Below are 22,952 nucleotides of genomic sequence, written 5' to 3' on the forward strand. Positions count from 1 at the left end.
CCCGTCCGTGGAGCACGGACGGGGCGCCGCGGGGAATCAGCGGGCGAACGCTTCGAGAAGGGTCTTGGCGGCCAGCTTGCCAAGGTTGTTGGAGGCCAGCGGGCTGTCGCCGGTGAGCAGCTTGCGGTCGCGGTGGACCTGGCCGGTGATGCCCTTGTTGAGGATCTTCACCCCGAGCTTCTGCAGGTTCTCGCCCACCAGCCAGGGCAGCGGGCCCGGCATGTAGCCGATCTCCAGGTTGGCTCCGGTGTCCAGGGCGTCGGGGAACACGCAGATCTCGTAGCCCTTGAACGGGTAGTCCTCCGGCTTCTCCTCGACCGCCGGTGCCAGCAGGCAGGCCGGACCGTGGCAAAGGGTAATGATGTAGCGGTCCTTGGCGAGGAAGGCATTGAGCAGCCGTTTCACCTCCCGGCTGTGCGGAATGCCCGCCAGCACGCCGTGGCCGCCGGGAACGAACACCGCGGCGTACGGCGAGTCGTCGGCGACGGCCTGCTCCAGGAGGTCGGCGAGCTTCTGCGGCGCTTTCAGCTTGGGCAGGTACTTCGCGTAGATGCTCTTCACCGCCTCGTCCTCGCCGGGCATCGCCCACATCTCCAGCTTCACCGGGTTGCCGGAGAGCGTGGCGACATCGAACTCGAAGCCGGCCTTGTCCAGGTGGTACATCGGTAGGAGCATTTCCACCGGGTGGTTGCCGGTGGAGAACATGCTGCCGTTCTGCATCAGGATGTAGCGTTCGTCGGTACCGATCATCAGCACCTTCTTGCCGCCCTTGTACGGGGTCGGGTAGTCGGCGCCGTCGAAGTCGGTCTTCGCCGAGGTGTACTGGCTCAGGGAATAGGGCGAGGGAAAGAACGCGTTGTGCTCGGCGTGGTCGGGCGTCGGGGTTCTGCTGGTATCGCGCTCGTTGCTCATGGCTCGTTCCTTTCTGCGTGATGGAGGTCGCACCAAGACCATAGGCGGGGTCGCCGGCCGGCGAAATAGGGGAAATCCCCTAACCCACGATCGGTCGCCTGAGGGTTTTCCCCTATGGGCTTTTGCCGGCAAGCCGGGGATCATGCGGGAAAAGCCAGGAACGCCCGCGCCATGACCGACTACGCCAGCCTTCTCTTCGACAGCGTCGCCCGGCTGCGCAAGGCCGCTACCACCGAGGCGGTCTGCCGCGAGATGGTGGAGTTCGCCGCACGCCTGGGCTTCGACCGGGTGATCGTCTGCAGCCTGTTCCCCCGCCCCGGCGAGGACGAACTGATCGACGAGCTGTTCTTCGTCCATGGCGACTGGGCCGAGGGGCGCAGCGCCCAGGAGCGCGACGCCTATCTTCTGCACTGTCCGGTCACCCGGCACATCCTCGAACTGGACGAGCCGTTCTTCTGGTCGAAGAGCCCCTCGGAGGATCCCGCGCGCATGACCTACCGCATCGTCCGTGGGGTCCGCGACCTCGGCCAGGTCAATGGCATGCAGGTGCCGGTGTTCGGCCGCAACGGCCTGGAGGGCGCGGTGTCTTTTGCCGGCGAGCGGCTGGACCTGGAAGCCGGTTGCAAGCTCGCCGCCCAGGCCTTCTGCCCGATCCTGTTTTTCGCCCTGAAGCGCCTGCGCGGTCCCGTGCCGGCGGGCGATGCGCAAGCGCTCAGCGAGCGCGAGCGGGAAGTCCTGCAATGGATCGCCCTGGGCAAGCAGCAAGCGGAGGTGGCGGCGATCCTGATGATTTCCGAGCGCACCGTGGAGAATCACCTGCGTGCCGCCCGCCGCCGTCTCGGCGCGGCGTCCACCGCCCAGGCGGTGGCGCGGGCGCTGCGCCTGGGCGATATCGAGGTCTGAGCCGCCTCAGGGAGCGGACGTGAGGACGATCTTGCCGATGTGCTGGCCGGAGTCCATCAGTTCGTGGGCCTGGCGCGCCTGTTCCAGAGGGAAGGTGCGGAACACTTGCGGCCGGACAGTGCCGGCGCGCACGTGCGGCCAGACCTGGTGCTCCAGTTCGGCGATGATCGCGCCTTTCTCGTCGTGGCTTCGCGAGCGCAGGGTCGAGCCAAGATGGACCAGGCGCTTGCTCAGCATCGGGAACAGGTCGACTTCTGCGGCCTGGCCCTTGATCACGCCGATCTGCACGATCCGTCCGTTCATCGCCGCCGCCTGGTAGTTCCGCGTCACATAGTCGCCGGCAACGATATCGACGATCACATCGACCCCGCGACCTTCGGTGCCGCGCAGCACTTCCTCGACGAAATCCTGCTCGGTGTAGTCGATCGCCAGGTCAGCGCCGAGGCGCAGGCTGGCCTCGCGCTGGGCCTCGCTGGAGATCGTGGTGAAGATCTTCGCCGCGCCGAAGGCCTTGCCCAGCATGGTCGCGGTGGTGCCGATGCCGGAGGCGCCACCGTGGACCAGCAGCGTCTCGCCGGCCTTGAAGCCACCGCGCTGGAACAGGTTGACCCAGACGGTCATGAAGGTTTCCGGCAGCGCCGCCGCTTCCTCCATGCTCAGGCCGTCGGGCAGGTGCAGGGTGGTGCGCTCGTCGGCCACCGCGAACTGCGCGTAGCCGCCGCCGGGAATCAACGCCATCACCGCCTCGCCGACGGCGAAGCGGCTGACCTCGCTGCCGACCGCCCGCACCGTGCCGGCGATCTCCAGGCCGGGAATGTCCGAGGCGCCGGGCGGCGGGTCGTACACGCCCTTGCGCTGAAGCACGTCGGGACCGTTGACGCCGGCGGCGCGGACTTCGACCAGAACCTCGCGCGGGCCGGGCGTCGGCAGCGGCCGGCTGGTCGCCACCAGTACCTCGGGGCCGCCGGGCCGGGCGATCTCGATGGCGGTCATTCGTTCGGGAAATCGGTTCGTACTGCTCATCGCATGCTCCTGGGAAAATGGTTCGGACCTGGTTCGCATGGTAATCAGCGCGGATGCCGTGGTCGCGCAGCGCTTTTTCATTAGACTGATGCGAAAATGCATCAGGAAAACCGCCATGAATTGGGACGACACCCGCGTCTTCCTCGCGCTCTGCCGCGAGCACACCCTGCGCGGCGCCGCCCGCGCGCTTCACGTCGACCAGGCCACGGTGGGCCGGCGGCTGGCGTCGCTGGAGGCGGCGTTGGGCTCGACCCTGTTCCTGCGCACCTCGTCCGGCTACCTGCTGACCCCGGCCGGCGAGGCGGCCTTCGAACTGGCCGAGAAGATGGAACGCTCGGCCCTGGAGTTGCTGCGGCGGACCCGCGGGATGGACCACCGACTGTCCGGCGAGGTGCGGTTGTCCACCACCGACTCCCTGGCCGTCGACTTCGTGCTACCCGCCCTGGCCCGCCTGCACCTTGAACACCCGGATATCCGCGTGCTGCTCGACAGCGCTTCGGCCGTGGTCGACCTGCCCAAGCGCGAGACCGACATCGCGATTCGCACCCTGCGGCCGGAAAATCCCGATTTGATCCTGAGAAAACTCGCCAGTTGGCCCATGGGCCTGTTCGCTTCCGCGGACTACCTGCGGCGCCACGGCGTACCGGTGCCCGGCGAGCGTTTCCGCGGCCACGACCTGGTGATGTACGAACCCTATTGGCACAGCCAGCGCGAACTGACCCTGGGCGGCGAGCCGATCCGCGACGGCCGGGTGGTCATCGCGGTGAATTCCAACATGATGGTGCGCCAGGCCCTGGCGCGTGGCCTGGGGCTCTGCGAGCTGCCGCTGTACATGGGCGAGCACGACGGACTGGTGCGGGTCTGGCCGCAGCGCGAGCGACGCCGGCCATACGAGGTGTGGATGGTTACCCACAAGGACCTGCGCCACACCGCGCGGGTCCGCGCGGTGATCGAGCGGCTGGTGGAGGCGTTCGCCGAAGCGCCGGCCTGAGCCTGCAACGCCGGCGCCGGGTTCCGGTCGAATGCGGCGGCGCGCCGCGGAATCGCGCATCATAGGCGCCATCAGATCGAGGAGATTTTCATGGCAATCCCAAGCATCCCGCGTTTGGCCGTACTGACGCTCGGACTGGCGCTCGCAGCGGCCGCCAGTGCCGCCGACGAGGCGCAACTGGTCGAGGCGATCAACGCCTACCGTGGCCAGGTGCAGTCCTGCGGCGGGCAGGCCAGCGGCGAACTGCCGCCGCTGGCCGCCGACCCGCGCCTGGCCTTGCCGGTGAATGCCGCCGGCGACCTGCAGCAGGCGATGGCGCAGGCCGCCTACCCGATGGTCAACGTGCAGTCGATCAGCCTTTCCGGGCCGCGCGATGCCGGCGCGGCGATGAAGGCGCTGCAGGAAAGCTTCTGCCGCGTGGTGCTCGACCCGCAATTCGTCGACGTCGGCGTCAGCCGCCAGGACCGCGACTGGCGCATCGTCCTCGCCCGGCCATTGCTGCGCGGCGGCATGGGCGATTGGCAGGCGGAAGGGCAGAAGCTCCTGGAACGGATCAACGCCGCCCGCGGGCAAGCCCGCCAGTGCGGTGGCAAGCCCTACGCAGCGGCCCAGCCGCTGGCCTGGAACGCCACCCTTGGCGGCGCCGCCGAAGCGCATTCGCGGGCGATGGCCAACGGCAACTTCTTCGACCACCTCGACCGCGACGGCCGCACCCCCGGCGACCGCGCCGAGCTGGCCGGCTACAGCGGCGGGCTGATCGGCGAAAACATCGCCGCCGGCCAGGACGGGGTGGACAAGGTGGTCGACGGCTGGCTGGCCAGCCCGGGCCACTGCGCCAACCTGATGAACCCCGGCTACCGCGAGCTGGGCGCGGCCTACGCCACCGATCCGAAGAGCGACGCGGGAATCTACTGGACGGCCATGTTCGGTTCGCCCTGAAGTCCTCCGCGCCCGGAGCTGACGACGGGCTGGGCGCCTTCCGCAAACGAAAAACCCGGCGCCATGGCGCCGGGTTCCCTTTCAGCCTGTCCCGCCCTCAATGCGGCGCATTGAGAGTCAGGCGCATGTGCCGGTTGACATCCTTGTACAGCAGGTAGCGGAAGCGCCCCGGGCCGCCCGAATAGCAGGCCTGCGGGCAGAAGGCGCGCAGCCACATGAAGTCGCCGGCCTCTACCTCGACCCAGTCCTGGTTCAGGCGGTACACCGCCTTGCCTTCCAGCACGTACAGGCCGTGCTCCATCACGTGGGTCTCGGCGAAGGGGATCACGCCGCCCGGCTCGAAGTTGACGATGTTGACGTGCATGTCGTGGCGCATGTCGCTCATGTCGACGAAGCGGGTGGTGCTCCAGCGGCCTTCGGTGTCCGGCATCACCAGCGGCTGGATGTCCTGCTCGTTGGTGACGAAGGCTTCCGGCAGCGGTACGCCGTCGACCTTCTGGTAGTGCTTGCGGATCCAGTGGAAGCGGGTGTGCTGGCCGGTGGTATTGCGCACCTTGTAGTCGGCGCCCGGCGGAATGAAGGCGTAGCCGCCCGGCTGCATGGCGTGGACCTGGCCCTGCAGGGTCAGGCTCAGCTCGCCTTCGACGACGAACAGCACGGCCTCGGCGTTGGGATCCTGCTCCGGTTTGTCGCTGCCGCCGTTGGGCGCCAGTTCGACGATGTACTGCGAGAAGGTCTCGGCGAAGCCGGACAGCGGGCGGGCGATCACCCACATGCGCATGTTGTCCCAGAACGGCAGGTGGCTGGTGACGATATCGCGCATCACCCCCTTGGGAATCACGGCATAGGCTTCGGTGAACATCGCCCGGTCGGTGAGCAGCTCGGTCTGTGCCGGGTGCCCGCCGTGCGGCGCGTAGTAGCTGGACTTGGACATGGAGCGTTTCCTCGTTGTTGTCTTGCTGCCGGCGCACGCGCCGCCGGAGCGAAACGGGCGGGCGCGAGCCGTTGCTGACGGCAACGATATCCAGCGCCTAGCGCATGCACAAATTAAATGTTGGAATCCAGCATATTCATTTTTCGAATGCGGGCCGGCTCCGGGTATCTTCCGCCAGCACCCGCGACAGCACGCGCGCCAGCGCCTTCACCATCGGATCCGCCGCCGGCCGGTGCAGCAGCGCCACTTCGAACACGTCCACCGCCGGCAGCCCGGCGTTCTTCGGCAGCACCGCGTGGCCTGCGCTCACCGCGCGCAACGGCAGCAGGCCGATGCCCATGCCGTCGGCGATGGCCGATTGCAGGCCGCTGAGGCTGGAACTGGTGAAGCTGATGTGCCAGCGCCGGCCGACCGCTTCCAGGGCGGCGATCATCTCGTCGCGGTAGACCCCGCGCGGCGGGAAGGTGACGATGGGCAGCGGGTCGAGGTCGATGCAGGGGTTCCTGGCGCTGTCCACCCAGCATGTCTTTTCCGGCCAGCAGGCCAGTGCCTCGCGGCTGGCGCGGCGCTGCTTGAGCAGCACCAGGTCCAGTTCGCCGCGGTCGTAGCTGGCGCTGAGGTCGCGGCTCATGCCGCTGGTGACTTCCAGCTTGACCTGTGGATAACGCCGGTTGAAGGCCGCCAGTCGCTCGGTGGTACGGCCGGCGGCGAAGTCGTCCGGCACGCCGATGCGCACCGTCAGCGCCACCGTGGCGCCGGACAGCGCCTCGGCCAGTTCGTCGTTCAGCGCCAGCAGGCGACGGGCGTAGCCGAGCAGCGTATCGCCGGCGTCGGTCGGCAACACGTCGCGGTTGCCGCGCTCCAGCAGGCGGTGTCCGGCCATTTCCTCCAGGCGGCGAACCTTCTGGCTGACGGTCGACTGGGTCGAGTGCAGGCGCGCGGCGGCAGTGGTGAAGCTGCCGCAGTCGGCCACCGTGACGATGGCGCGGAGCAGGTCGAGGTCGAACAGGCGGCTATTCGATTTTTCACTGTCGCTCATGGTCGTATCGCATTTTCGAATGTTTTCGCCGCTTTTAGCAGGCCGTGCCGTCAGCGGCAACCGCTCAGCGTCGACGCAGCGTGCCCAGCGGTCGACCAATGCGCTGGAAGCGGCGGGAAACCCGCCAGGCGGTCATGCATGCACCAGGAACAGGACCGCGGAGCGCTACTCGGGCACCTCGACGTTGACCTGCAGTGCGTCGTGGCGCCAGTACTCCAGGTCGCAGTCGATCAGGCGGCCCGCCTGGTCGCGGTTGACCCGCACGATCTGCAGCGCCGGGCTGCCCACCGAAACCCGCAGCGGCCCGGCGGCTTCCGCCGGGAGGATGGTCGGGACCATCTCGAAGCGCACCCGGCCGTAGCGGATGCCGTAGTGGTTGGCGTAGAGATCGGTCAGCGAGCGAGTCAGGTCGAAGCGCTCGATGCCGGGAAAGTAGGCGGGATTCAGGTAGTGCTCGACGTACAGCACCAGCCGCCCGTCGACCCGCCGCGCCCGGCGGATCTGGAACACCCGCGACAGCGCCGGCAGCTCCAGGCGCTGGCAGATGTCGACGCTGGCCGGGATCATCGCCGCACCGAGCACCTCGGTCTCCGGCACCCGGCCCTGGTCGGCGACCATCGCGTGGAAGTGGCTGCGCACCAGCGGGTTGTACAGCAGCCGCTGCGGCGAGACGAACCAGCCGCGGCGTTCCTCGCGGTAGATCAGGCCCTGGTCCTCCAACTGGCCGAGCGCCTCGCGCAGGGTGATGCGGGTGGTCGAGAACAGCTCGCTCAACTGCCGTTCGCTGGGCAGCTTGCTGCCGCGCGCGAGCAGGCCGCGCTCGATCTGCTCGCGCAGGGACTGGTAGATCACCGTCAGGGGTCGGGACGGCTCGTCGCGCATATCGACGCTTCTCCGCTGGGGCTCCGGGGGGGGGGCTACAGGGTAATGCTTCCGGGCCGCCGGCGGTATAGCGCGACGCGCCTTCTCAGCGCCATTCCAGCACCGGCCAGCCGGCCTCGCGGGCGTGCCCGAGCAGCGCCGGGTCGGGGTTCACCGTGTGCGGCCGGTCGACCCGCGAAAGCAGCGGCAGGTCGTTGCGCGAGTCGGAATAGAAGGTCGCGCCGGCCAGCATCTCGCCCTCCTGGGCCAGCCAGGCATCGAGGCGGCGGACCTTGCCCTCGCGGTAGGTGAGGGTGCCGCGGGTGCGCCCGGTGTAGAGGCCGTCGCGCTCCTCGATGTCGATCGCCAGCACCTCGTCCACCCCCAGCCGGCGGCCGATGGCGCTGACCAGGAAGTGCGCCGAGGCGGAGATGATCAGCAGGCGGTCGCCGGCCTGGCGGTGGCGTTCCAGGCAGCGCACGGCGTCGGCGTGGATGCGCGGCGCAACGATCCGCACGACGAAATCCTCGACGGCGCCGGCGATTTCCGCCGGGGTGCGGCCGGCGATGGGCGCCAGGCTGAAGTCCATGTAGTCCTCCATGGCCAGCCGGCCCTCGGCATAGAGTTCCATGAGGCGGCGTTCCTGGTGCAGGAAGGCGGTCTTCTCGACCCAGCCCAGTTCGGTCATGTAGCGCCCCCAGAGGGTCGCGCAGTCGCCGTCGATCAGGGTGTCGTCGAGGTCGAAGAGGGCAAGTGGCATAGGCGGTTCCTTGTTCGCTAGGGATTGGCCCGGCGCGCCTGGCGCCGGGCGGTGGTTCGGCGAGGTTTCAACGCGGCTTGCCGGCCGCCAGCAGCGGCCCGCCGGCATGCGCCTTCGGTTCGACGCGGCGCGCGCCCGGCCGGCTGTTCCAGAACGGCACCAGCAGCAGGCTAGCGAGCAGCGCGGTGGCGGTGAACACGAAGAACACCGTGAGGGTGTCGAAGTAGCCCGGCAGCAGGCCGCCGAGGATCGCCCCGACCGAGCCGCAGCCGTTGACGAAGCCGGTGGCGGTGCCGGCCGCCTCGCTGGTACCGAAGTCGATGGCGGCGGCGCCGCTGATCATCGAGTCCGGCCCGTAGAGGGTGACGCCCATCATGAACAGCAGGCCGACCACCAGGTACAGGCTGCCGCTCTGCATCGCCGGGACGAACAGCGCCAGGCTCAGGGTCAGCGCCGCCAGGCTGAGCACGCAGGCCGGCATGCGGCGGGCGCCGAACAGCTTGTCCGAGGCCAGGCCGATGAGGATCGGCCCGGCCAGCCCGGCGACCTCGAAGGCCGAAGGCACGATGGCCGAGGCGACCTTGCCGATCTCCGGCATGCGTTCGTAGATGATCACCGGGCCCCAGAGCAGGATCGCGTAGCGCGCCGGCTTGAGCAGGAAGTAGGCGATGCCGAGGACCAGCACGTGGGGATTCCTGAGCGCCTTCAGCAGGGCGCCGGAATGGCTCGGCCGGGGCGCGTCGGCGGGGGGCGCGGCCTCGGCCTCCACGGGCGGCAGGCCGACGTCCTGCGGACGGTTGCGCTGGAGGAAGAAGAACAGCACGGCCACCGCCAGCACCACTCCCGCCGAGGACAGGAAGGCCATGCGCCAGTCATGCGTCAACCGGTAGGCGCACCAGCCGGCGAACGGCGTCGCCACCAGCCCGCCGAAGGCGTAGCAGGTGCTCCACAGGCCGAGCACGCGGCCTCGCTCGTAGGTGGCGAAGAAGGCGCCGATGTTCTTGCACAGCCCCGACCAGCCGGTGGACTGCGCCAGGCCCTGGACCACCATGCAGGCGGCGAAGATCGGCAGGGTGGCGAAGGTACCCATCGCCAGCGCCGCCAGCGCCGAGGTGAGCAAACCGCCGAGCACCACCACGCGGGTGCCGAAGCGGTCGGCGAACACCCCCCACATGAACTGGCCCACGGCGTAGGCGGCCAGGTAGAGGGCATCGAGATCGGCCATAGCGCTCTTGTCGAGTTCGAAGGAGGGGTCTTCGGCGATGCCGAGCTTGGCCACCGAGAAGGCCTTGCGGGTGAAGTAGAAGGCGGCGTAGGCCAACCAGGTGATGACGAAGATCTGGATGCGCCAGCGCTGGAGCGATTGCCAGCCACGGTGCAGGGTACCGTTGTGGTTGTTCATGTGGGTCCCTATGGGTCTAGACAGTGCGGGGAGGTTGTTCTTGTTGTGCTGCTGCAAAGCTGTCCGGATGCATGGTCTAGGCCAGATGCCTTTTCCATGGCTTTTTTCGTGCGCAAGGTTGGCTGTCGGCGCGCTCCTGCTCGGTCCTGCCGAGGCTGAGATGGATTGTGAAGGTGTGGCGGCGGTGCGTGGCGCCGATCCGGACAGGCTGGGCCGGCTGGCGAAGGTCAATCTAGCACCGGGTATTTTTATGGTCTAGACCAAAAATAGAGCGAAACCATTCGATTTTTTCGAGGGATTGCCCGGTATTGGTGCGTTTTCTTGTGCTGGTTGCACCTTTGGGCGGGACTTTTTCGCGTATTTTCAAGAAATTGGAATAGACCAGATTTTCGATGATGTGCCAGCGCCTCTGGCGCGCCGTGCGCCGCCGCTGGATGGCCGCGTGTCGCGGCGCTCGGCTAGACTGCGGGACCTCGCGCCGGATCGGACCGCCATGCTGAGAAACGTCACCGACCTAGACCTGCGTCTGTTGCGCATCTTCGCCTGCGTGGTGAAGTGCGGCGGTTTCACCGCGGCCCAGGCCGAGCTGAACATGAGCCAGTCGAACATCAGCATGCACATCGCCAGCCTGGAGAAGCGCCTCGGCTACCGGCTCTGCGAGCGCGGCAAGGGCGGCTTCCGACTGACCGCCAAGGGCCGCCGGGTGCTGGAGGCTTCGCGAACGATGTTCGACGCCATCGGCCTGTTTCGCGACCAGGCGCAGGCGTTGTCCGGACGTTTGGTCGGAGAGCTGTACCTGGGCCTGGCGGACAATCTCGCGACCTTGCCCCAGGCCCGTTTCGGCGATGCGCTGGCGCGCTTCCAGCGGCGCGACCAGGATGTCCAGCTGAACCTTTTCGTCAATTCGCCCACCGAGCTGGAACTGGCGGTGATCGAAGGCGAGCTGGACCTGGCGATCTCCTATTTCAGCCGTTCGCGGCCGAGCCTCGAATACCGCCCGCTGTATCGCGAAGAGATCGGCGTGTTCTGTGGCGATCGCCATCCGCTGTTCGCCGAGGCGCAGCCGACCCTGGAGCGGATCGCCGCCTGCGACTGGGTGATGCACGGCTTCCTGCCGGAAAACCTGGTCCTGCCGCTACGCCCGTCGCGCAGCCGCGCCACCGCCTACCACATGGAAGCGGTCGCCCATGCCGTGCTGGCCGGCACCCACCTGGGCTACCTGCCGACCCATTACGCCGAAGCCTGGATCGAGCGCGGGCGGATGCGCGCGCTGTTGCCGGAGCGGCTGAGCTATCCGGTGGAGCACAGCATGATCGTCTATGCCGGGCGCCCCCTCAGCGAAGCCGCCCGCGCCTTCATCGACGACCTGCTGCAGGTCCACGGCCTGGCGTCCTGAGCGCTCAGGCGAGAGTCCCGGCCACCGCCTGGCGGTAGATGCGCGCATAATCCCGGGCATCGAGCGGCAGGGCGTTGGTCGCCGAGGAGGACAGGTCGGCCAGCGCCTGCTCGCCCACCCATTGCGCGTCCTCGCCGTCCAGGCCGAGGGCGGCGAGGTTCGCCGGGATGCCGATGCGCGCGCGCAGTTCGAGGATCCACGCCAGCAGGCCGTCGAAGCTCGCTTCGTCGAGTTCCAGGTAGCGCGCCAGGCGCGCGGCGTCGGCTTCTATCGCCGGGCGGTTGGCCAGCAGAACGTAGGGCAGCAGCACGGCGTTCAGCAGGCCGTGGTGCAGGTGATGGCGAGCGCCCAGCGGGTGGGCCAGGGCGTGGACCCCGCCAAGCCCCTTCTGGAATGCCACCGCGGCGCTGGCCGAGGCTACCAGCATGCCTTCCCGGGCGGCGAGGTCGTTGCCGTCGCGCACGGCGTTTTCCAGGTGCTGCCTGACCAGGCGCACGCCTTCCAGGGCGATGCCCGCCGACATCGGATGGTAGAGCGGCGAGAACAGCGCCTCCAGGTGATGGGTGAGGGCGTCCATGCCGGTGGCGGCGCTCAGCGCCGGCGGCAACCCGCGGGTCAGGCGCGGGTCGAGGAATACGCAGGCGGCCAGTAGCTCGCGGTGGCCGACCACCCGCTTGATGCCCAGTTGCGTGTCGGTCAGCACCGCCTCGCGTCCCAGTTCCGAGCCGGTGCCGGCGGTCGTGGGCAGCGCCAGCAGCGGCGGCAGGCCGAGCAGCGGGTAGTCGGCGAGGGTCGGATAGCTGCGCAGCGTCTGCGTCCATTCGAAGCGTTCGAGGCCGTGCGGATCGCGGCTGAGCAGGGCGATTCCCTTGGCCGCGTCGAGGGCGCTTCCGCCGCCGAGGGCGATCAGCGCGTCATGCCCGCCGGCCTCGAAGCGCCTGGCGCCGCCGTGGACTTCAGCGAGGCTGGGGTTGCTCGACAGTTCGTGGAACAGGTCATGGTCGATGCCGGCGCGTTCCAGGCACTCGCGCACCAGGCGCAGGGGCTCCAGGGCGAGCATGCCGGGATCGGTGACCAGCAGGGGCCGGCGCGCGCCCGCCAGCGCGCAACGCCTCGGCAGTTGTTCCAGGGCGCCGACGCCGCAGAGGATATCGGTGGGGTAGTTCCAGTAATGCAGGTCGCTCATGGCGATGCTCCGTGAAAGCAGGATGAGCCGGGCCCCGCCGGGCGCGAAGCCAGCGTGCGGGAACAACCGGAGGAGGCGCCGGAACGGCCGGCGCGTGCGGGTCAGTCCGCCGGCGGAGCGGCGAAGCTGAGGCTGGTGGCGATGCGCCGATGCGGCTTGGCGATGACCATGTAGAGCAGGCCGAACGCGGCCAGCGCGGAGAACACCACGACCACCGCCCAGACCTGGAACCACGGCGCGTCGGGCGGGGCGAGGCTGGCCCGCGGCCAGGCGACGTTGAGCGCCTCGAACGACAGCCAGGCGACTGCCAGGACGTTCACCGCCAGCCCCGCGCGTCCCAGGCGCAAGGCGCCCTTGTCCGGGTCCCAGCGGCCGACGAGGCGGGCCCAGAGGGCGCAGGCGGCGACGATCAGGAAGACCACGAAGAAACCGCCGCTGCCGAACGCGATCAGCGTGCCGACCGCCGTGGCGTTCAGCCCCAGGGCCAGGCCGAGGCTGGCCAGCAGCGTGCTGCAGACCATCGCCGCCATCGGCACCTTGCGCCGGTCGACCCGGCGCAGCAGGGCGGAGCCGGGCAGGATGGCGTCGCGCGCCATGCCGAAGATCGCCCGGCCGATGTAGGTCTGCACCGACACCACGCAGGCGATGAAGGCGATCAGCACCACTGCGACGAAGGGCCGCTCGGCCCAGGCGCCGAAGGCGTCCACCACCGCCGGGGTGACCGGGTCGACCACCTGGCCGCTGACCACCGCGCCGATGTCCTGGTAGGACAGGGTCACGGCGAAGGCGGTGAGCATCACGGTGAGTCCCACCACCAGCATCGAGCGCAGGATCGCCCGGGGAGTGGAGACGCGGGCATCGGTGGTTTCCTCGGAAATCTGCGAGCAGGCGTCGAAGCCGAGGAAGGCCCAGCCGCCCACCGCCAGCGCGGTCAGCACGCCGTCCAGGTAGGCGCCGTCCGCATCGCCTGTGCCGCCCGGGCCGCTGAACAGCAGGTCGAGCGGATGGTTGCGGAAGAACAGCAGCAACAGCACGCCGATGCCGATGGAGGCGATGGCCTCGGCGACGATCCCGGCATTGACGAAGTACTTCAGCGGGTTGATCCCCAGCAGGTTCACCGCCAGGCCCAGCGCCAGCAGCAGCGCGCCGCAGAGCACCTGGCCGTTGGCCGACGGCGGCGCGCCGGTCGCCAGCAGGCCGAGCCAGAAGCCGCCGAGGTAGGCCACGGTAGTCAGCGAGGCCAGCGCCGAAGCCAGGTAGAGGAAGCCGGTGAACCAGGCCAGGCGGTCGCCCACCAGGCGCCGCACCCACTGGTAGCAGCCGCCGGCCAGCGGAAACTGCGAGGACAGCTCGGCGTAGACCAGCGCCACGCCGAACTGCAGCAGCAGGCACAGCGGCACCACCCAGACCCAGGAGGGGCCCATGCTCATGGCGCCGAGGGACATCACCGAGTAGATGCCCACCACCGGCGAGATGGTGGCGAAGCCGACGGAAAAGGACGACCACAGGCTCAGCCCGCGCTCCAGTTCCTGGCGATAGCCGTGGGCCGCCAGCAGGCGTTCGTCGCGGGAGGTATCGCGGAGATCAGTCATGGCGGTCTCCGGGCGAGCGCTGCGGGGAAGGGGAAAGGCGGATGCCACCGATGCGATGGGTGAGCATGGAGAGTCCTCGTCGGCTATTGGAATTGTTATGGCCGCTTCCGGGACGAGCGAAAGCGTGGCAGACGCAGGTTAGGCGGATTACCTATCAGGATGAATTCATATTCGATTGGGCTGGCATCAGGAAAACCTGATGTATGGCCAGGCCCCGAGGAGGCCGGCTCCTGCGAAGGGAGCCGGCCGGTCGCGGCAGTTACTTCAGGTCCTCGCGCGGCGGTTTGCCGGGCTGGCTGGCGTAGTTCGGCAGGGCGCTGATCGCCTGTTCTTGGTCGGGGATGCTGGATGGGTCGAGGTCGCCGCCGACGTTGCGCGGGTCGGTGGGGATCGCCGAGGGAATCACTACGGTGCGCTCGGCCAGCGGCCAGCCGAGGATGGTCTCCAGGCGCCCGCCTTCCTCCTCGGGGCCGGTGATGGCGTCCAGGCGCAGCGGCAGCGGATGGCCGATCAGCCGCTCGACCTCGCCCGCCGCCTCCGGCGCGGCCAGGGTCAGGCTGGTGCGGTAGAAGCCCGGCAGGCTCGAGCGCGGCACATAGACCCGCAGCAGGGCACCGTTGCGGATCCGGCCGCGTGCGTCGGGTTCCTGGTCCTGGGCGTAGCCGTAGGCCAGCGCCGGATCGCCGGCGATATAGAAACCGCGCCAGATCGCGTCGAGGTCCTGGCTGCGCGCGCGCACCCCGCCGAAGACGATGCTTTGCGCCGCTTCGAGGAAGGTGCCGTGGTAGCCGACGAACACATAGCCGCGCTCCTCCAGTTGGCGGTGCGCCTGGAGCAGCCGCTCCACCGTCCAGTTCTGCGTGCCGCGGGTGCTGAAGCTGACGTCGCCGCCGTCGCCGAGGAACTCCGCGCCAGTGGGATAGTTGCGCTCCAGCAGGGCGTCGCCGCTGTCCGCCGGGCCCGCGCATTCACCGGCGGCGACCGGGCAGGTCAGGCTCACCACGTCGGCGCTGGCCGCGCCGGCCTCGTCGTTGCCGGTGCCCTGCCGGACGAAGCGCTCGCTCTCGGCGGCGGCCAGGGTCAGGGCCAGACGGGCCTGCTCCGGCTGCTCGCGGATCGCTTCGCCCAGGTCGCCGCCGCTGCCGGGGCTGGCCAGGGCGTTGCGGATCACCTGGTCGACCTGGTTCCACGGCAGCCGCGCCGCCAGGTAGAGGGCGACCAGCCGCTGCACCGGATAGCCGCACTGCTCCAGTTGTTCCCAGCCGCGCGGCTGGCGATGACGGGTGAAAGTCTCCAGCGGCAGGTGGCAAGCCTGGTGCGCGGTCAGCGCGGCCAGGCTGCCGCCCTCGGGGAAGTGCAGGCGATGACTGATGACCGTGGGCTTGATGTCCAGGTCATGCTTCGCCGGGTTGCCGGCGAGCACCCGGTAGATCTTGCCTTCCCAGGTATCGTCGAGGTTGCAGCGCTGCTGGGCGAGGTAGTTGTAGACCCCGTCCAGCGGGTCGAGCAGGCACAACACCTTGCCGCTGGCCCATTCGCTCCAGCGCTTTTCCCGGCGCGGCTGGGCCTGGGCCATGACCACGCTGACCCCGGCATGGCTGATGGCGAGCGTCGGCTGCATCTCGTTGCTCTCGTGCGCCCTGACGAAGAAGGTGGCATCGCGCGCCAGCTTCGCCAGCAACTCGTCGCCCATCTCGATGGTGTAGATCGGCGACATGTGGCTGAGCTGGTTGCCGGCGTTCAGTTCGTGGATGAACACCTTGATGTTCGAGGGCTTCTCGTGGCCGATCGGTACCAGCCAGTTCAGCGACCAACTGCCGCGCGCCTGGCGCGTGTAGCTGTAGCGCACCGGCTTGTTCGGCTCGACGCCGCCTTCGAGGCGGATGGTCAGGCCGTCGCTGGTGATGCTGAGGGCGTTGTCGATGGCCAGCTTGAGCGCGTCGTTGCCGCCCTCCAGGACCATGGAGTAGTGCAGCACGCCCTGGCCGTTGGTGTCGGCGATGGCCGGGTCGACGCTCATGCGGCTGGAACGCACGCCGTCCTTGAGGTCGAGCACGCAGGCTTTGGCGCATTCGTTCCAGAGGTCGAAGGCTTCCTCGGCGGCGGACGCGGACGAGCCGCCGGCGAGCAGGCCGAGGCTGGCGACCAGGGGGATCCAATGGGGTGTCAGGTGCATCGCGATGGCTCCTGTGATGGGTGAAGGATGAGGCTGATCGAGCGGTTGGTTTTTCTTGTCGGGCGAGCCGGCGGAGAGCGGCGGGGCGTCTAGGGTGCGGGATGCGGGGAGGCTGGCGGGGAGCGGAAGAGGGCTTTTATGGGATTTATGAACTGGATTGCAGAGTGGAAGAAATATCCATGGGCGAGGGGACGGACAACCGTTCCTGGGCTTCGGATGAGAGTAAGTGGTCGAGGCACTGCGCGAGTGACGAGCCCCCTCGGGATCGATCAAGGGGAGCTTGGTCGGGTTGGGATTGCAGCGGTTCCGACTATGCCTGTGCCAGCATCGCCGCGAAGCGTGCGGCGGGCCATTGCTTGCGGTCGGAGACCTGGCCATCGCCGAGTTCCATCAGGCGCAACTCGCCACTGGTCGACTCGACCACGTCGACGGAAAAGAACGGGCAATCGATACGTTGTGCCACCTGTTCCACTAGCGGCGGGACGGTATCGAGACGCCCGTGAGCGCGGCCGTGAAGAACGAAGTAGCGTTCCTCGGTTTCCGCACGCAGCGCCTCGAACTCCCGAAGGCATACACCGCCTTCGATGGTGCCTCGATAACGCTCGATCGAATCGAGGACTTCCCGCACTTCCGCAGCATTGGTGGCCTTCGAGCCGCGCTGGGTGGTCAGGGATTTCACATGGTCCTTGACGAACCAGGCGCGCCACGGGCTTTGCGCCAACACTGCCTCGAAGTCGGCGTTCCTGGACAGGAACAGGGTCGCCGGCGTGAGGTCCTCACAGAGCGGATACCACTCCGGCAAGTAATGGCAGTGCCGATATTGCTGTGGACTGGTCAGGGGCCGTCCGCCAGCGACGAGGATCGCGCCGTGCAGGCGAGCGTAGTTTTCCGGTGTGAGCATCCAGCCGCGATACAGCACCTGGGTGTTTGCCGGAAACTCCGGGCGGGCGCGAAAGCGTCCACTCTCCAGTTCCTCGTCGCAGAACAGCGAACAGGCCAAGCCTGCCGAACGGGCCGCGTCATATTCCTCGGCGAAGAGTTCATCGACCGCGTTGCTGCGGTCGGGGGCGGAGGGGTAAAGCAGGTGCATCGCGAACCTCGCTGGGTCGGTGGATGGTCATTCGGCGACGGCGCAACCAAGACGTACCACGAGCGTGCTGTCGGCCGCCAGTTGCGCATCCGCTGCCAGCGTTAGGGTACGGGCGCCTTCGTAGCGACCGTCGAGCAGACCTTCCTGAAGGACCTGTGCCTTCGCATTGGCATGCATGGCCAGCAGCCGATATCGCACCAGCGCTGAGGTACAGCCGCATTCGCCGGTGGAGCGCCGGGCCTCAAGGGTGAGTGGCAGGTGCAACTGGCCCTCCGCCGTGTGCGGTGCACCGAGCCGGGCGGCGAGGCAGGCGGAGAGGGCATTGTCGAGCGTCGCCGCGTCGGCGAATGGGGCGGCCAGGCAGAGGCTGCCGAGGAGCAGAGCTTTGGCGTCCATGTCGGGGTTCCGCTGGGGATGGAAAGGGCATCATGGCTGAGGTGGCTTTATTCGTCGAACGATGGCTGGCCCTGCCGGTATATCGGCCAGGACTTCATGCGCTGCGGAAACGGCCTGACCAAGTGCAGCGGCTTGCAATCAAAAACGCTGGGCTCGCAATCAGCGTGGTTTTGTCCGGAAGCTCGCGAAGGGGCGGCATGGATGAATTTTGAAAGTGGGAGTTCGTTAATGAACTGAAGGTATGCGGCTTCCGTGACTGGCAGGGGTAGATGAGGTTTTCGTGCAGAAAATGACCGCTGGATGGGCGCATGCGCAAACGAGGTCGTTTCGTAGAAGGGAATGGCCAAGGATGGGCCTTCTGGGTCATTGGATACGGGATATTGCAGTTTGATTGCTGTGTATTTCCAGTGTATTGGCGTTCATTTGGCAAGGGGCGTTTAAAAAGTCTAATTCGACGTAAATAATAAGCCATGCACTCATGGAAGTAGGAGATACATATGGCACGACCCATTGCTGACCTTATCCACTTCAACTCTACAACTGTCACGGCAAGCGGAGACGTTTATTACGGCCCTGGGGGAGGTACCGGCATTGGCCCCATTGCCAGACCTATAGAGCACGGCTTGGATTCGTCCACTGAAAATGGCTGGCAAGAGTTTGAAAGTTATGCTGATCTGGGCGTTGACCCCAGACGCTATGTTCCTCTTCAGGTTAAAGAAAAACGCAGGGAGATCGAGCTTCAGTTCCGAGATGCCGAGAAAAAACTTGAGGCGTCGGTACAAGCCGAGCTGGATAAGGCTGATGCCGCTCTTGGTCCGGCAAAGAATCTTGCACCATTGGACGTCATCAACCGCAGTCTGACCATCGTTGGAAACGCCCTCCAGCAAAAGAATCAAAAACTACTGCTGAATCAGAAGAAGATTACCAGCCTGGGTGCAAAGAATTTCCTTACCCGTACGGCGGAAGAGATCGGTGAACAAGCGGTGCGAGAAGGCAATATTAACGGACCTGAAGCCTATATGCGCTTCCTCGACAGGGAAATGGAAGGTCTCGCGGCAGCTTATAACGTAAAACTCTTCACCGAAGCGATCAGTAGTCTCCAGATCCGCATGAATACGTTGACCGCCGCCAAAGCAAGTATTGAGGCGGCCGCAGCAAACAAGGCGCGTGAACAAGCAGCGGCTGAGGCCAAACGCAAAGCCGAAGAGCAGGCCCGCCAGCAAGCGGCGATAAGAGCTGCCAATACCTATGCCATGCCGGCCAATGGCAGCGTTGTCGCCACCGCCGCAGGCCGGGGTCTGATCCAGGTCGCACAAGGCGCCGCATCCCTTGCTCAAGCGATCTCCGATGCGATTGCCGTCCTGGGCCGGGTCCTGGTTTCAGCACCCTCGGTGATGGCCGTGGGCTTTGCCAGTCTGACCTACTCCTCCCGGACTGCCGAGCAATGGCAGGACCAAACGCCCGATAGCGTTCGTTACGCCCTGGGCATGGATGCCAACAAGCTGGGGCTTCCCTCAAGCGTAAATCTGAACGCGGTTGCAAAAGCAGGTGGTACCGTCGATCTGCCGATGCGACTGACCAACGAGGCACGGGGCAGCACGACGACCCTTTCGGTGGTCAGCACCGATGGTGTGAGCGTTCCGAAAGCCGTTCCAGTCCGGATGGCGGCCTATAACACCGCAACAGGACTGTACGAGGTTACGGTTCCCTCTACGGTCGCAGAAGCACCGCCGCTTATCCTGACCTGGACGCCGGCGAGTCCTCCCGGAAACCAGAACCCTTCGAGTACCACTCCGGTCGTACCGAAGCCGGTGCCGGTATATGAGGGAGCGACCCTTACACCGGTGAAGGCTACCCCGGAAACCTATCCTGGGGTGATTACACTACCGGAAGACCTGATCATCGGCTTCCCGGCCGACTCGGGGATCAAGCCGATCTATGTGATGTTCAGGGATCCGCGGGATGTACCTGGTGCTGCGACTGGCAAGGGACAGCCCGTCAGCGGTAATTGGCTCGGCGCCGCCTCTCAAGGTGAGGGGGCTCCAATTCCAAGCCAGATTGCGGATAAACTACGTGGTAAGACATTCAAAAACTGGCGGGACTTTCGGGAACAATTCTGGATAGCTGTGGCTAATGATCCTGAGTTAAGTAAACAGTTTAATCCTGGTAGTTTAGCTGTAATGAGAGATGGAGGTGCTCCTTATGTCAGAGAGTCAGAACAGGCTGGCGGGAGAATAAAGATCGAAATCCACCACAAGGTTCGAATAGCAGATGGAGGCGGCGTTTACAATATGGGGAACCTTGTTGCAGTAACGCCAAAACGTCATATAGAAATCCACAAGGGAGGGAAGTGATATGAAGTCCAAGATTTCCGAATATACGGAAAAAGAGTTTCTTGAGTTTGTTAAAGACATATATACAAACAATAAGAAAAAGTTCCCTACCGAGGAGTCTCATATTCAAGCCGTGCTTGAATTTAAAAAACTAACGGAACACCCAAGCGGCTCAGACCTTCTTTACTACCCCAACGAAAATAGAGAAGATAGCCCAGCTGGAGTTGTAAAGGAAGTTAAAGAATGGCGTGCTTCCAAGGGGCTTCCTGGCTTTAAGGCCGGTTAGTTGGCCATCAACAAGCCCCGTTTCGACGGGGCTTGTTCCATGTTGACGCTGCTCTATCTTGACAGTCTGTCCTGAATATTCTTGAAGACAATCACATTATGAGCCGCAACCACCGCAAAACACCCATCGTCGGGCGCACGAGCTGCCGTAGCGAGCTCTCCACGTTGGCCAGCAGCCCACCTCTCCCTACTGGAAAGTCAGGTCAATAACACTGGTGCCACGTAAGGATGGGCGTTCCTACTGGCCCCTCATACGCCAGGCTGCTACGGCAGATCGTGTCGCTAACCTCAAGGGACACAACCCGCAAGAACGCGCGTCCCTGAAAAAGCGCCTGCTGCGCAAGTGGATGAGCAAATGAGTACATCCAACATCCAGGCATTGGCCAGCACTGGGCACAGCTCGCCAAAGAAGCGGGATTCCGAGCCGACTATGACAGCACATCAACGCCAGAAACACATCTGGCCTGCGGAGTAACCCAAGAGTGGATTCGAGAACACATCGTTGCCACCAACGATATGCGCCTGTTCGGCCTGCTGCATTTGCTGGGTCAGGCATCGTTGCGCATGGAGCAAGCGTTGTGGCCGGAAGATTACGAGCGGATGACTCGTAAGGTCAAGGGAGTCCAGCGGGAAGCTGAAGGCGACAACGCCAAATCGTACATTTATGAAGAAGTCATGCAGATAAGGCAGGAGCGCTTCGATAAAGCACGACATAATTTGCAAGGGGTTTGTCATAGGTATCAAGGATCCAATTATTTTACAGTCCTGACACTAATATTGTGGTTGTTATCAAAGAGGATGGAATGTTTTTGTCAGGGTGGTATCTTGAACCAGGAAGCAAACAGGAAAAAAACTATTTTGAGAATGAGGTGCTTTAAATGAGCATGGCACTTATTGATCTTGCAAGAAATTTTTTGGATGGATCGTTAAGCGGAAAGAGTTTCACAAAAAAATTCTTTGAAATGTGGCGTAGCGAAGGTGCGTCAGGATTGCTGAAAAAGGATGATGATAATCTTGGCGCTTGCCTCAGGCTTATGTTTGGAATGGCAGATTGCTTCACGGATGGACCGAAGGATAATGATGGTGAGATAAATGAAGAGGAGCTAAAGCAGGAAGTTAGAGGGCTTTTGAAGAAATATAAATATATCTAGCTGATGATCCTTTATATCCGAAGATATAGATCAGGCGAAGTCAGTTTATGGGCTTCGCCTGTTTCTTAGCCAATCCATGCTTCGAGAGCAGATGTAAATCGCCGAATTGTCAGTTAGTGCGTCAGTCGCAAAATGCGTGAGTCTGCGATTTTGAATTGAAAGCCTTGTGTATTACTATCCTGCTCCGGCAACACTACCTGCCTTCCCCGACGCCTTGAGAGCTAAGCCAAAAACTTCTATTCAAGGTGGTGGTGGGTTGCGGAAGCGCTGGAAGGATAAAAGGGAATATCTATAAATGGGATTCTCAGCATGGCAGTTTTGAGATGTATGAAAAGAGAGGGTGGCACTTGGGAGGGTTTGATTCTAATACTGGTGCTCGCACGAAGTCTGCTGATCCAAAAAGGAGTGTAGAAACATGACTGTATTGATTTCTGGGTACCTACCATCGGGAAATGATGAGTCCTTGAAATATGAAAAAACTGTTCCTTTCGAATATATTTCGCAAGTTATGGAGGTGATGCGTTGGAAGAAGGGTGAGAATATTGAGGGTGAATATCCTATTAAGAATGATGATGTTGTAAGGATTGAGGAGGTTATAGGCGAAAAGCTTCCGGTTGGATTGGAGTATTTTATTGGGGTTTACGCCTAACTATAGATTGTAGAGGAAGGTCCTGCTGCATGGGGGTTCTTTTTAAATTTAAAATATTCTATTTGGCAATAGAGTGCTCTTCCTTGGCCTGATAGTTGTAAAGAAAGAGAGCGTTACTGGAAAAACCTAGATTTTTAGTGGTCATGAGGGAAAAGATCACTCTGTTGCTTCAAGCCCTGACTCCTTTCAGGGCGTATGACGGGGTCAGGCCCGGATCAGCGGGCGTGGACTGTCGAGGAGTTGGGGGCAGTCGGAGAGGGGGATCCAGGTCTTGCCTTGCCAGTGCAGGGTGTCGATCTCGGCGGTTTTCCAGTGCAGCACGGCGCGCTGGGGCGTGGCGTTGGGGCGGGACTGGCTGCGCAGGCGTGGCAGCACCGAGCCGCTGACCCAACGGCGCAAACTCCGTGCCGCGCCAGGCACTGCGAGCCAGAGCAGAGCGTAGAGCCCGGACTCGCTGACCAGGCAGTCCTGGCGTGGCCCGTGGCGTTCGTCATGGAGCCAGGCGAGCCGCCACTGATCGGCATCCAGGTGCCGTTCCAGTGCATGGCAGAGGGCGAACAAGCGCTCGCGCTGCTCCGCCGTCGCCAGCGGCCATGGCGCCTCGTCACACAACGCCGCCGGCGCCCGACCGCCCAGGTAACGGCCCAGCAGCCGTACCAGGTCGGAGAGCACGAACCAGCCTTCCTCATCCAGCAGCACGGCGTGCAGGACCCGATGGTGGTGGGTGAAACGGCTGGGTTGGAGGAGGGTGTCAGACATGGCGCACCTCCGGGGAGGTGGTGTTGGTGTCGTGCCGCGAGGGGATGAATGGGGTGGGTGTAGTGGTCAACCCATCCCGGACAGTGGGTTGAGTTTTTCTTCGGCCACCGCAGGTGGTAACCCGTCGTTGAATTGATGCGGCCTGATCCAGTTGTAGCGGTGCATCAAGTAATGA

Annotated in this window: 22 protein-coding genes and 2 pseudogenes; 11 read left to right on the forward strand and 13 right to left on the reverse strand. The window is 64.8% G+C overall.

Translation table 11 applies throughout. The features are described 5' to 3' along the window. Positions 1-36: 36 nt before the first annotated feature. Positions 37-912 carry a glyoxalase III HchA gene (hchA, locus tag AC4OR5_RS20950; protein WP_003086519.1) on the reverse strand — a complete coding sequence of 292 codons (876 nt, stop codon included), beginning with the start codon at positions 910-912 and terminating at the stop codon, positions 37-39. A gap of 171 nt (positions 913-1,083) precedes the next feature. Between hchA and AC4OR5_RS20955 the strand changes: the two genes are divergently transcribed. After that, positions 1,084-1,815, forward strand: a complete 732-nt coding sequence (locus AC4OR5_RS20955; RefSeq protein ID WP_034024495.1) for a PA1136 family autoinducer-binding transcriptional regulator — start codon at positions 1,084-1,086, stop codon at positions 1,813-1,815. 6 nt (positions 1,816-1,821) lie between these two features. On the opposite strand, the gene AC4OR5_RS20960 is transcribed toward AC4OR5_RS20955, so the two are convergent. Further along, positions 1,822-2,808 carry an NAD(P)H-quinone oxidoreductase gene (locus tag AC4OR5_RS20960; RefSeq protein ID WP_116271235.1) on the reverse strand — a complete coding sequence of 329 codons (987 nt, stop codon included), beginning with the start codon at positions 2,806-2,808 and terminating at the stop codon, positions 1,822-1,824. A gap of 145 nt (positions 2,809-2,953) precedes the next feature. Here AC4OR5_RS20960 and AC4OR5_RS20965 point away from each other — a divergent pair, with 145 nt between their 5' ends. Further along, positions 2,954-3,829 (forward strand): LysR family transcriptional regulator, encoded by an 876-nt coding sequence (locus tag AC4OR5_RS20965; protein WP_034027781.1) that lies wholly within the window; start codon positions 2,954-2,956, stop codon positions 3,827-3,829. 90 nt (positions 3,830-3,919) lie between these two features. Beyond that, positions 3,920-4,768 (forward strand): CAP domain-containing protein, encoded by an 849-nt coding sequence (locus AC4OR5_RS20970; RefSeq protein ID WP_003082304.1) that lies wholly within the window; start codon positions 3,920-3,922, stop codon positions 4,766-4,768. Between the two features lie 97 nt (positions 4,769-4,865). Here the strand turns inward: AC4OR5_RS20970 and AC4OR5_RS20975 are convergent, their stop codons facing one another. The 5 genes from AC4OR5_RS20975 to AC4OR5_RS20995 form a co-directional block, all read right to left on the reverse strand. Beyond that, positions 4,866-5,702, reverse strand: coding sequence for a bifunctional allantoicase/(S)-ureidoglycine aminohydrolase (locus AC4OR5_RS20975; protein ID WP_003086528.1), 837 nt, complete (start codon positions 5,700-5,702; stop codon positions 4,866-4,868). Positions 5,703-5,838: 136 nt separating this feature from the next. Beyond that, complete coding sequence (locus tag AC4OR5_RS20980; protein WP_003109090.1) at positions 5,839-6,741, reverse strand: LysR family transcriptional regulator; 903 nt, start codon at positions 6,739-6,741, stop codon at positions 5,839-5,841. A 165-nt stretch (positions 6,742-6,906) separates the two neighbouring features. Continuing rightward, the gene (locus AC4OR5_RS20985) at positions 6,907-7,623 is read right to left on the reverse strand and encodes a UTRA domain-containing protein (RefSeq protein WP_003086532.1); all 717 of its coding nucleotides are present in this window, start codon (positions 7,621-7,623) and stop codon (positions 6,907-6,909) included. 85 nt (positions 7,624-7,708) lie between these two features. After that, positions 7,709-8,362, reverse strand: a complete 654-nt coding sequence (locus AC4OR5_RS20990; protein ID WP_058159974.1) for an HAD family hydrolase — start codon at positions 8,360-8,362, stop codon at positions 7,709-7,711. 67 nt (positions 8,363-8,429) lie between these two features. Beyond that, complete coding sequence (locus tag AC4OR5_RS20995; protein WP_023106994.1) at positions 8,430-9,764, reverse strand: MFS transporter; 1,335 nt, start codon at positions 9,762-9,764, stop codon at positions 8,430-8,432. Between the two features lie 493 nt (positions 9,765-10,257). On the opposite strand from AC4OR5_RS20995, the gene AC4OR5_RS21000 reads away from it, so the two are divergent. Continuing rightward, positions 10,258-11,160 carry a LysR family transcriptional regulator gene (locus AC4OR5_RS21000; RefSeq protein ID WP_003086538.1) on the forward strand — a complete coding sequence of 301 codons (903 nt, stop codon included), beginning with the start codon at positions 10,258-10,260 and terminating at the stop codon, positions 11,158-11,160. Positions 11,161-11,164: 4 nt separating this feature from the next. Here AC4OR5_RS21000 and AC4OR5_RS21005 read toward each other — a convergent pair whose 3' ends face one another. The 5 genes from AC4OR5_RS21005 to AC4OR5_RS21025 form a co-directional block, all read right to left on the reverse strand. Next, complete coding sequence (locus tag AC4OR5_RS21005) at positions 11,165-12,346, reverse strand: iron-containing alcohol dehydrogenase (protein WP_003101834.1); 1,182 nt, start codon at positions 12,344-12,346, stop codon at positions 11,165-11,167. A gap of 101 nt (positions 12,347-12,447) precedes the next feature. Then, on the reverse strand, positions 12,448-13,938 hold the full coding sequence (locus AC4OR5_RS21010) for an APC family permease (RefSeq protein WP_058159975.1): 1,491 nt from the start codon (positions 13,936-13,938) through the stop codon (positions 12,448-12,450). 259 nt (positions 13,939-14,197) lie between these two features. Then, positions 14,198-16,114: an exotoxin A gene (gene toxA / locus AC4OR5_RS21015; protein ID WP_058159976.1), complete on the reverse strand. Its 1,917-nt coding sequence runs from the start codon at positions 16,112-16,114 to the stop codon at positions 14,198-14,200. A 310-nt stretch (positions 16,115-16,424) separates the two neighbouring features. Beyond that, positions 16,425-17,204: an ATP-grasp domain-containing protein gene (locus AC4OR5_RS21020; protein WP_003082336.1), complete on the reverse strand. Its 780-nt coding sequence runs from the start codon at positions 17,202-17,204 to the stop codon at positions 16,425-16,427. A gap of 27 nt (positions 17,205-17,231) precedes the next feature. Further along, the gene (locus tag AC4OR5_RS21025; RefSeq protein ID WP_003082340.1) at positions 17,232-17,600 is read right to left on the reverse strand and encodes a DUF2195 family protein; all 369 of its coding nucleotides are present in this window, start codon (positions 17,598-17,600) and stop codon (positions 17,232-17,234) included. Positions 17,601-18,097: 497 nt separating this feature from the next. Between AC4OR5_RS21025 and pys1 the strand changes: the two genes are divergently transcribed. The 7 genes and pseudogenes from pys1 to AC4OR5_RS21060 all read left to right on the forward strand — a co-directional run bounded on the left by pys1 (position 18,098) and on the right by AC4OR5_RS21060 (position 22,018). Next, on the forward strand, positions 18,098-19,954 hold the full coding sequence (pys1, locus tag AC4OR5_RS21030) for a pyocin-S1 (protein WP_034083285.1): 1,857 nt from the start codon (positions 18,098-18,100) through the stop codon (positions 19,952-19,954). A gap of 1 nt (position 19,955) precedes the next feature. After that, positions 19,956-20,219 carry a pyocin-S1/S2 immunity protein gene (imm, locus tag AC4OR5_RS21035; protein ID WP_003112475.1) on the forward strand — a complete coding sequence of 88 codons (264 nt, stop codon included), beginning with the start codon at positions 19,956-19,958 and terminating at the stop codon, positions 20,217-20,219. A 98-nt stretch (positions 20,220-20,317) separates the two neighbouring features. Continuing rightward, a pseudogene (locus tag AC4OR5_RS21040) lies at positions 20,318-20,577 on the forward strand (hypothetical protein). Positions 20,578-20,734: 157 nt separating this feature from the next. Continuing rightward, on the forward strand, positions 20,735-21,100 hold the full coding sequence (locus tag AC4OR5_RS21045) for a hypothetical protein (protein ID WP_058159977.1): 366 nt from the start codon (positions 20,735-20,737) through the stop codon (positions 21,098-21,100). Further along, positions 21,097-21,369: a colicin immunity domain-containing protein gene (locus AC4OR5_RS21050; protein WP_015648363.1), complete on the forward strand. Its 273-nt coding sequence runs from the start codon at positions 21,097-21,099 to the stop codon at positions 21,367-21,369. The genes AC4OR5_RS21045 and AC4OR5_RS21050 overlap by 4 nt, the downstream gene beginning before the upstream one ends. Before the next feature lie 166 nt (positions 21,370-21,535). Next, positions 21,536-21,788 (forward strand): annotated as a pseudogene (locus tag AC4OR5_RS21055) (colicin E3/pyocin S6 family cytotoxin). Next, entirely contained in the window at positions 21,785-22,018 is a 234-nt protein-coding gene (locus tag AC4OR5_RS21060; protein ID WP_003116336.1) for a pyocin S6 family toxin immunity protein, read from the forward strand. The pseudogene AC4OR5_RS21055 and the gene AC4OR5_RS21060 overlap by 4 nt, the downstream one beginning before the upstream one ends. 204 nt (positions 22,019-22,222) lie before the next feature. On the opposite strand, the gene AC4OR5_RS21065 is transcribed toward AC4OR5_RS21060, so the two are convergent. Continuing rightward, entirely contained in the window at positions 22,223-22,777 is a 555-nt protein-coding gene (locus AC4OR5_RS21065) for a BRO-N domain-containing protein (RefSeq protein WP_003109069.1), read from the reverse strand. Between the last annotated feature and the right edge of the window lie 175 nt (positions 22,778-22,952).

The sequence above is a fragment of the Pseudomonas sp. YA1 genome (genome assembly GCF_058680555.1).

What these genes read in the sequence shown, in the direction of transcription:
- hchA (WP_003086519.1), bottom strand. Translation starts at nt 912, where the DNA reads ATGAGCAACGAGCGCGATACCAGCAGAACCCCGACGCCCGACCACGCC.
- AC4OR5_RS20955 (WP_034024495.1), top strand. Translation starts at nt 1,084, where the DNA reads ATGACCGACTACGCCAGCCTTCTCTTCGACAGCGTCGCCCGGCTGCGC.
- AC4OR5_RS20960 (WP_116271235.1), bottom strand. Translation starts at nt 2,808, where the DNA reads ATGACCGCCATCGAGATCGCCCGGCCCGGCGGCCCCGAGGTACTGGTG.
- AC4OR5_RS20965 (WP_034027781.1), top strand. Translation starts at nt 2,954, where the DNA reads ATGAATTGGGACGACACCCGCGTCTTCCTCGCGCTCTGCCGCGAGCAC.
- AC4OR5_RS20970 (WP_003082304.1), top strand. Translation starts at nt 3,920, where the DNA reads ATGGCAATCCCAAGCATCCCGCGTTTGGCCGTACTGACGCTCGGACTG.
- AC4OR5_RS20975 (WP_003086528.1), bottom strand. Translation starts at nt 5,702, where the DNA reads ATGTCCAAGTCCAGCTACTACGCGCCGCACGGCGGGCACCCGGCACAG.
- AC4OR5_RS20980 (WP_003109090.1), bottom strand. Translation starts at nt 6,741, where the DNA reads ATGAGCGACAGTGAAAAATCGAATAGCCGCCTGTTCGACCTCGACCTG.
- AC4OR5_RS20985 (WP_003086532.1), bottom strand. Translation starts at nt 7,623, where the DNA reads ATGCGCGACGAGCCGTCCCGACCCCTGACGGTGATCTACCAGTCCCTG.
- AC4OR5_RS20990 (WP_058159974.1), bottom strand. Translation starts at nt 8,362, where the DNA reads ATGCCACTTGCCCTCTTCGACCTCGACGACACCCTGATCGACGGCGAC.
- AC4OR5_RS20995 (WP_023106994.1), bottom strand. Translation starts at nt 9,764, where the DNA reads ATGAACAACCACAACGGTACCCTGCACCGTGGCTGGCAATCGCTCCAG.
- AC4OR5_RS21000 (WP_003086538.1), top strand. Translation starts at nt 10,258, where the DNA reads ATGCTGAGAAACGTCACCGACCTAGACCTGCGTCTGTTGCGCATCTTC.
- AC4OR5_RS21005 (WP_003101834.1), bottom strand. Translation starts at nt 12,346, where the DNA reads ATGAGCGACCTGCATTACTGGAACTACCCCACCGATATCCTCTGCGGC.
- AC4OR5_RS21010 (WP_058159975.1), bottom strand. Translation starts at nt 13,938, where the DNA reads ATGACTGATCTCCGCGATACCTCCCGCGACGAACGCCTGCTGGCGGCC.
- toxA (WP_058159976.1), bottom strand. Translation starts at nt 16,114, where the DNA reads ATGCACCTGACACCCCATTGGATCCCCCTGGTCGCCAGCCTCGGCCTG.
- AC4OR5_RS21020 (WP_003082336.1), bottom strand. Translation starts at nt 17,204, where the DNA reads ATGCACCTGCTTTACCCCTCCGCCCCCGACCGCAGCAACGCGGTCGAT.
- AC4OR5_RS21025 (WP_003082340.1), bottom strand. Translation starts at nt 17,600, where the DNA reads ATGGACGCCAAAGCTCTGCTCCTCGGCAGCCTCTGCCTGGCCGCCCCA.
- pys1 (WP_034083285.1), top strand. Translation starts at nt 18,098, where the DNA reads ATGGCACGACCCATTGCTGACCTTATCCACTTCAACTCTACAACTGTC.
- imm (WP_003112475.1), top strand. Translation starts at nt 19,956, where the DNA reads ATGAAGTCCAAGATTTCCGAATATACGGAAAAAGAGTTTCTTGAGTTT.
- AC4OR5_RS21045 (WP_058159977.1), top strand. Translation starts at nt 20,735, where the DNA reads ATGCGCCTGTTCGGCCTGCTGCATTTGCTGGGTCAGGCATCGTTGCGC.
- AC4OR5_RS21050 (WP_015648363.1), top strand. Translation starts at nt 21,097, where the DNA reads ATGAGCATGGCACTTATTGATCTTGCAAGAAATTTTTTGGATGGATCG.
- AC4OR5_RS21060 (WP_003116336.1), top strand. Translation starts at nt 21,785, where the DNA reads ATGACTGTATTGATTTCTGGGTACCTACCATCGGGAAATGATGAGTCC.
- AC4OR5_RS21065 (WP_003109069.1), bottom strand. Translation starts at nt 22,777, where the DNA reads ATGTCTGACACCCTCCTCCAACCCAGCCGTTTCACCCACCACCATCGG.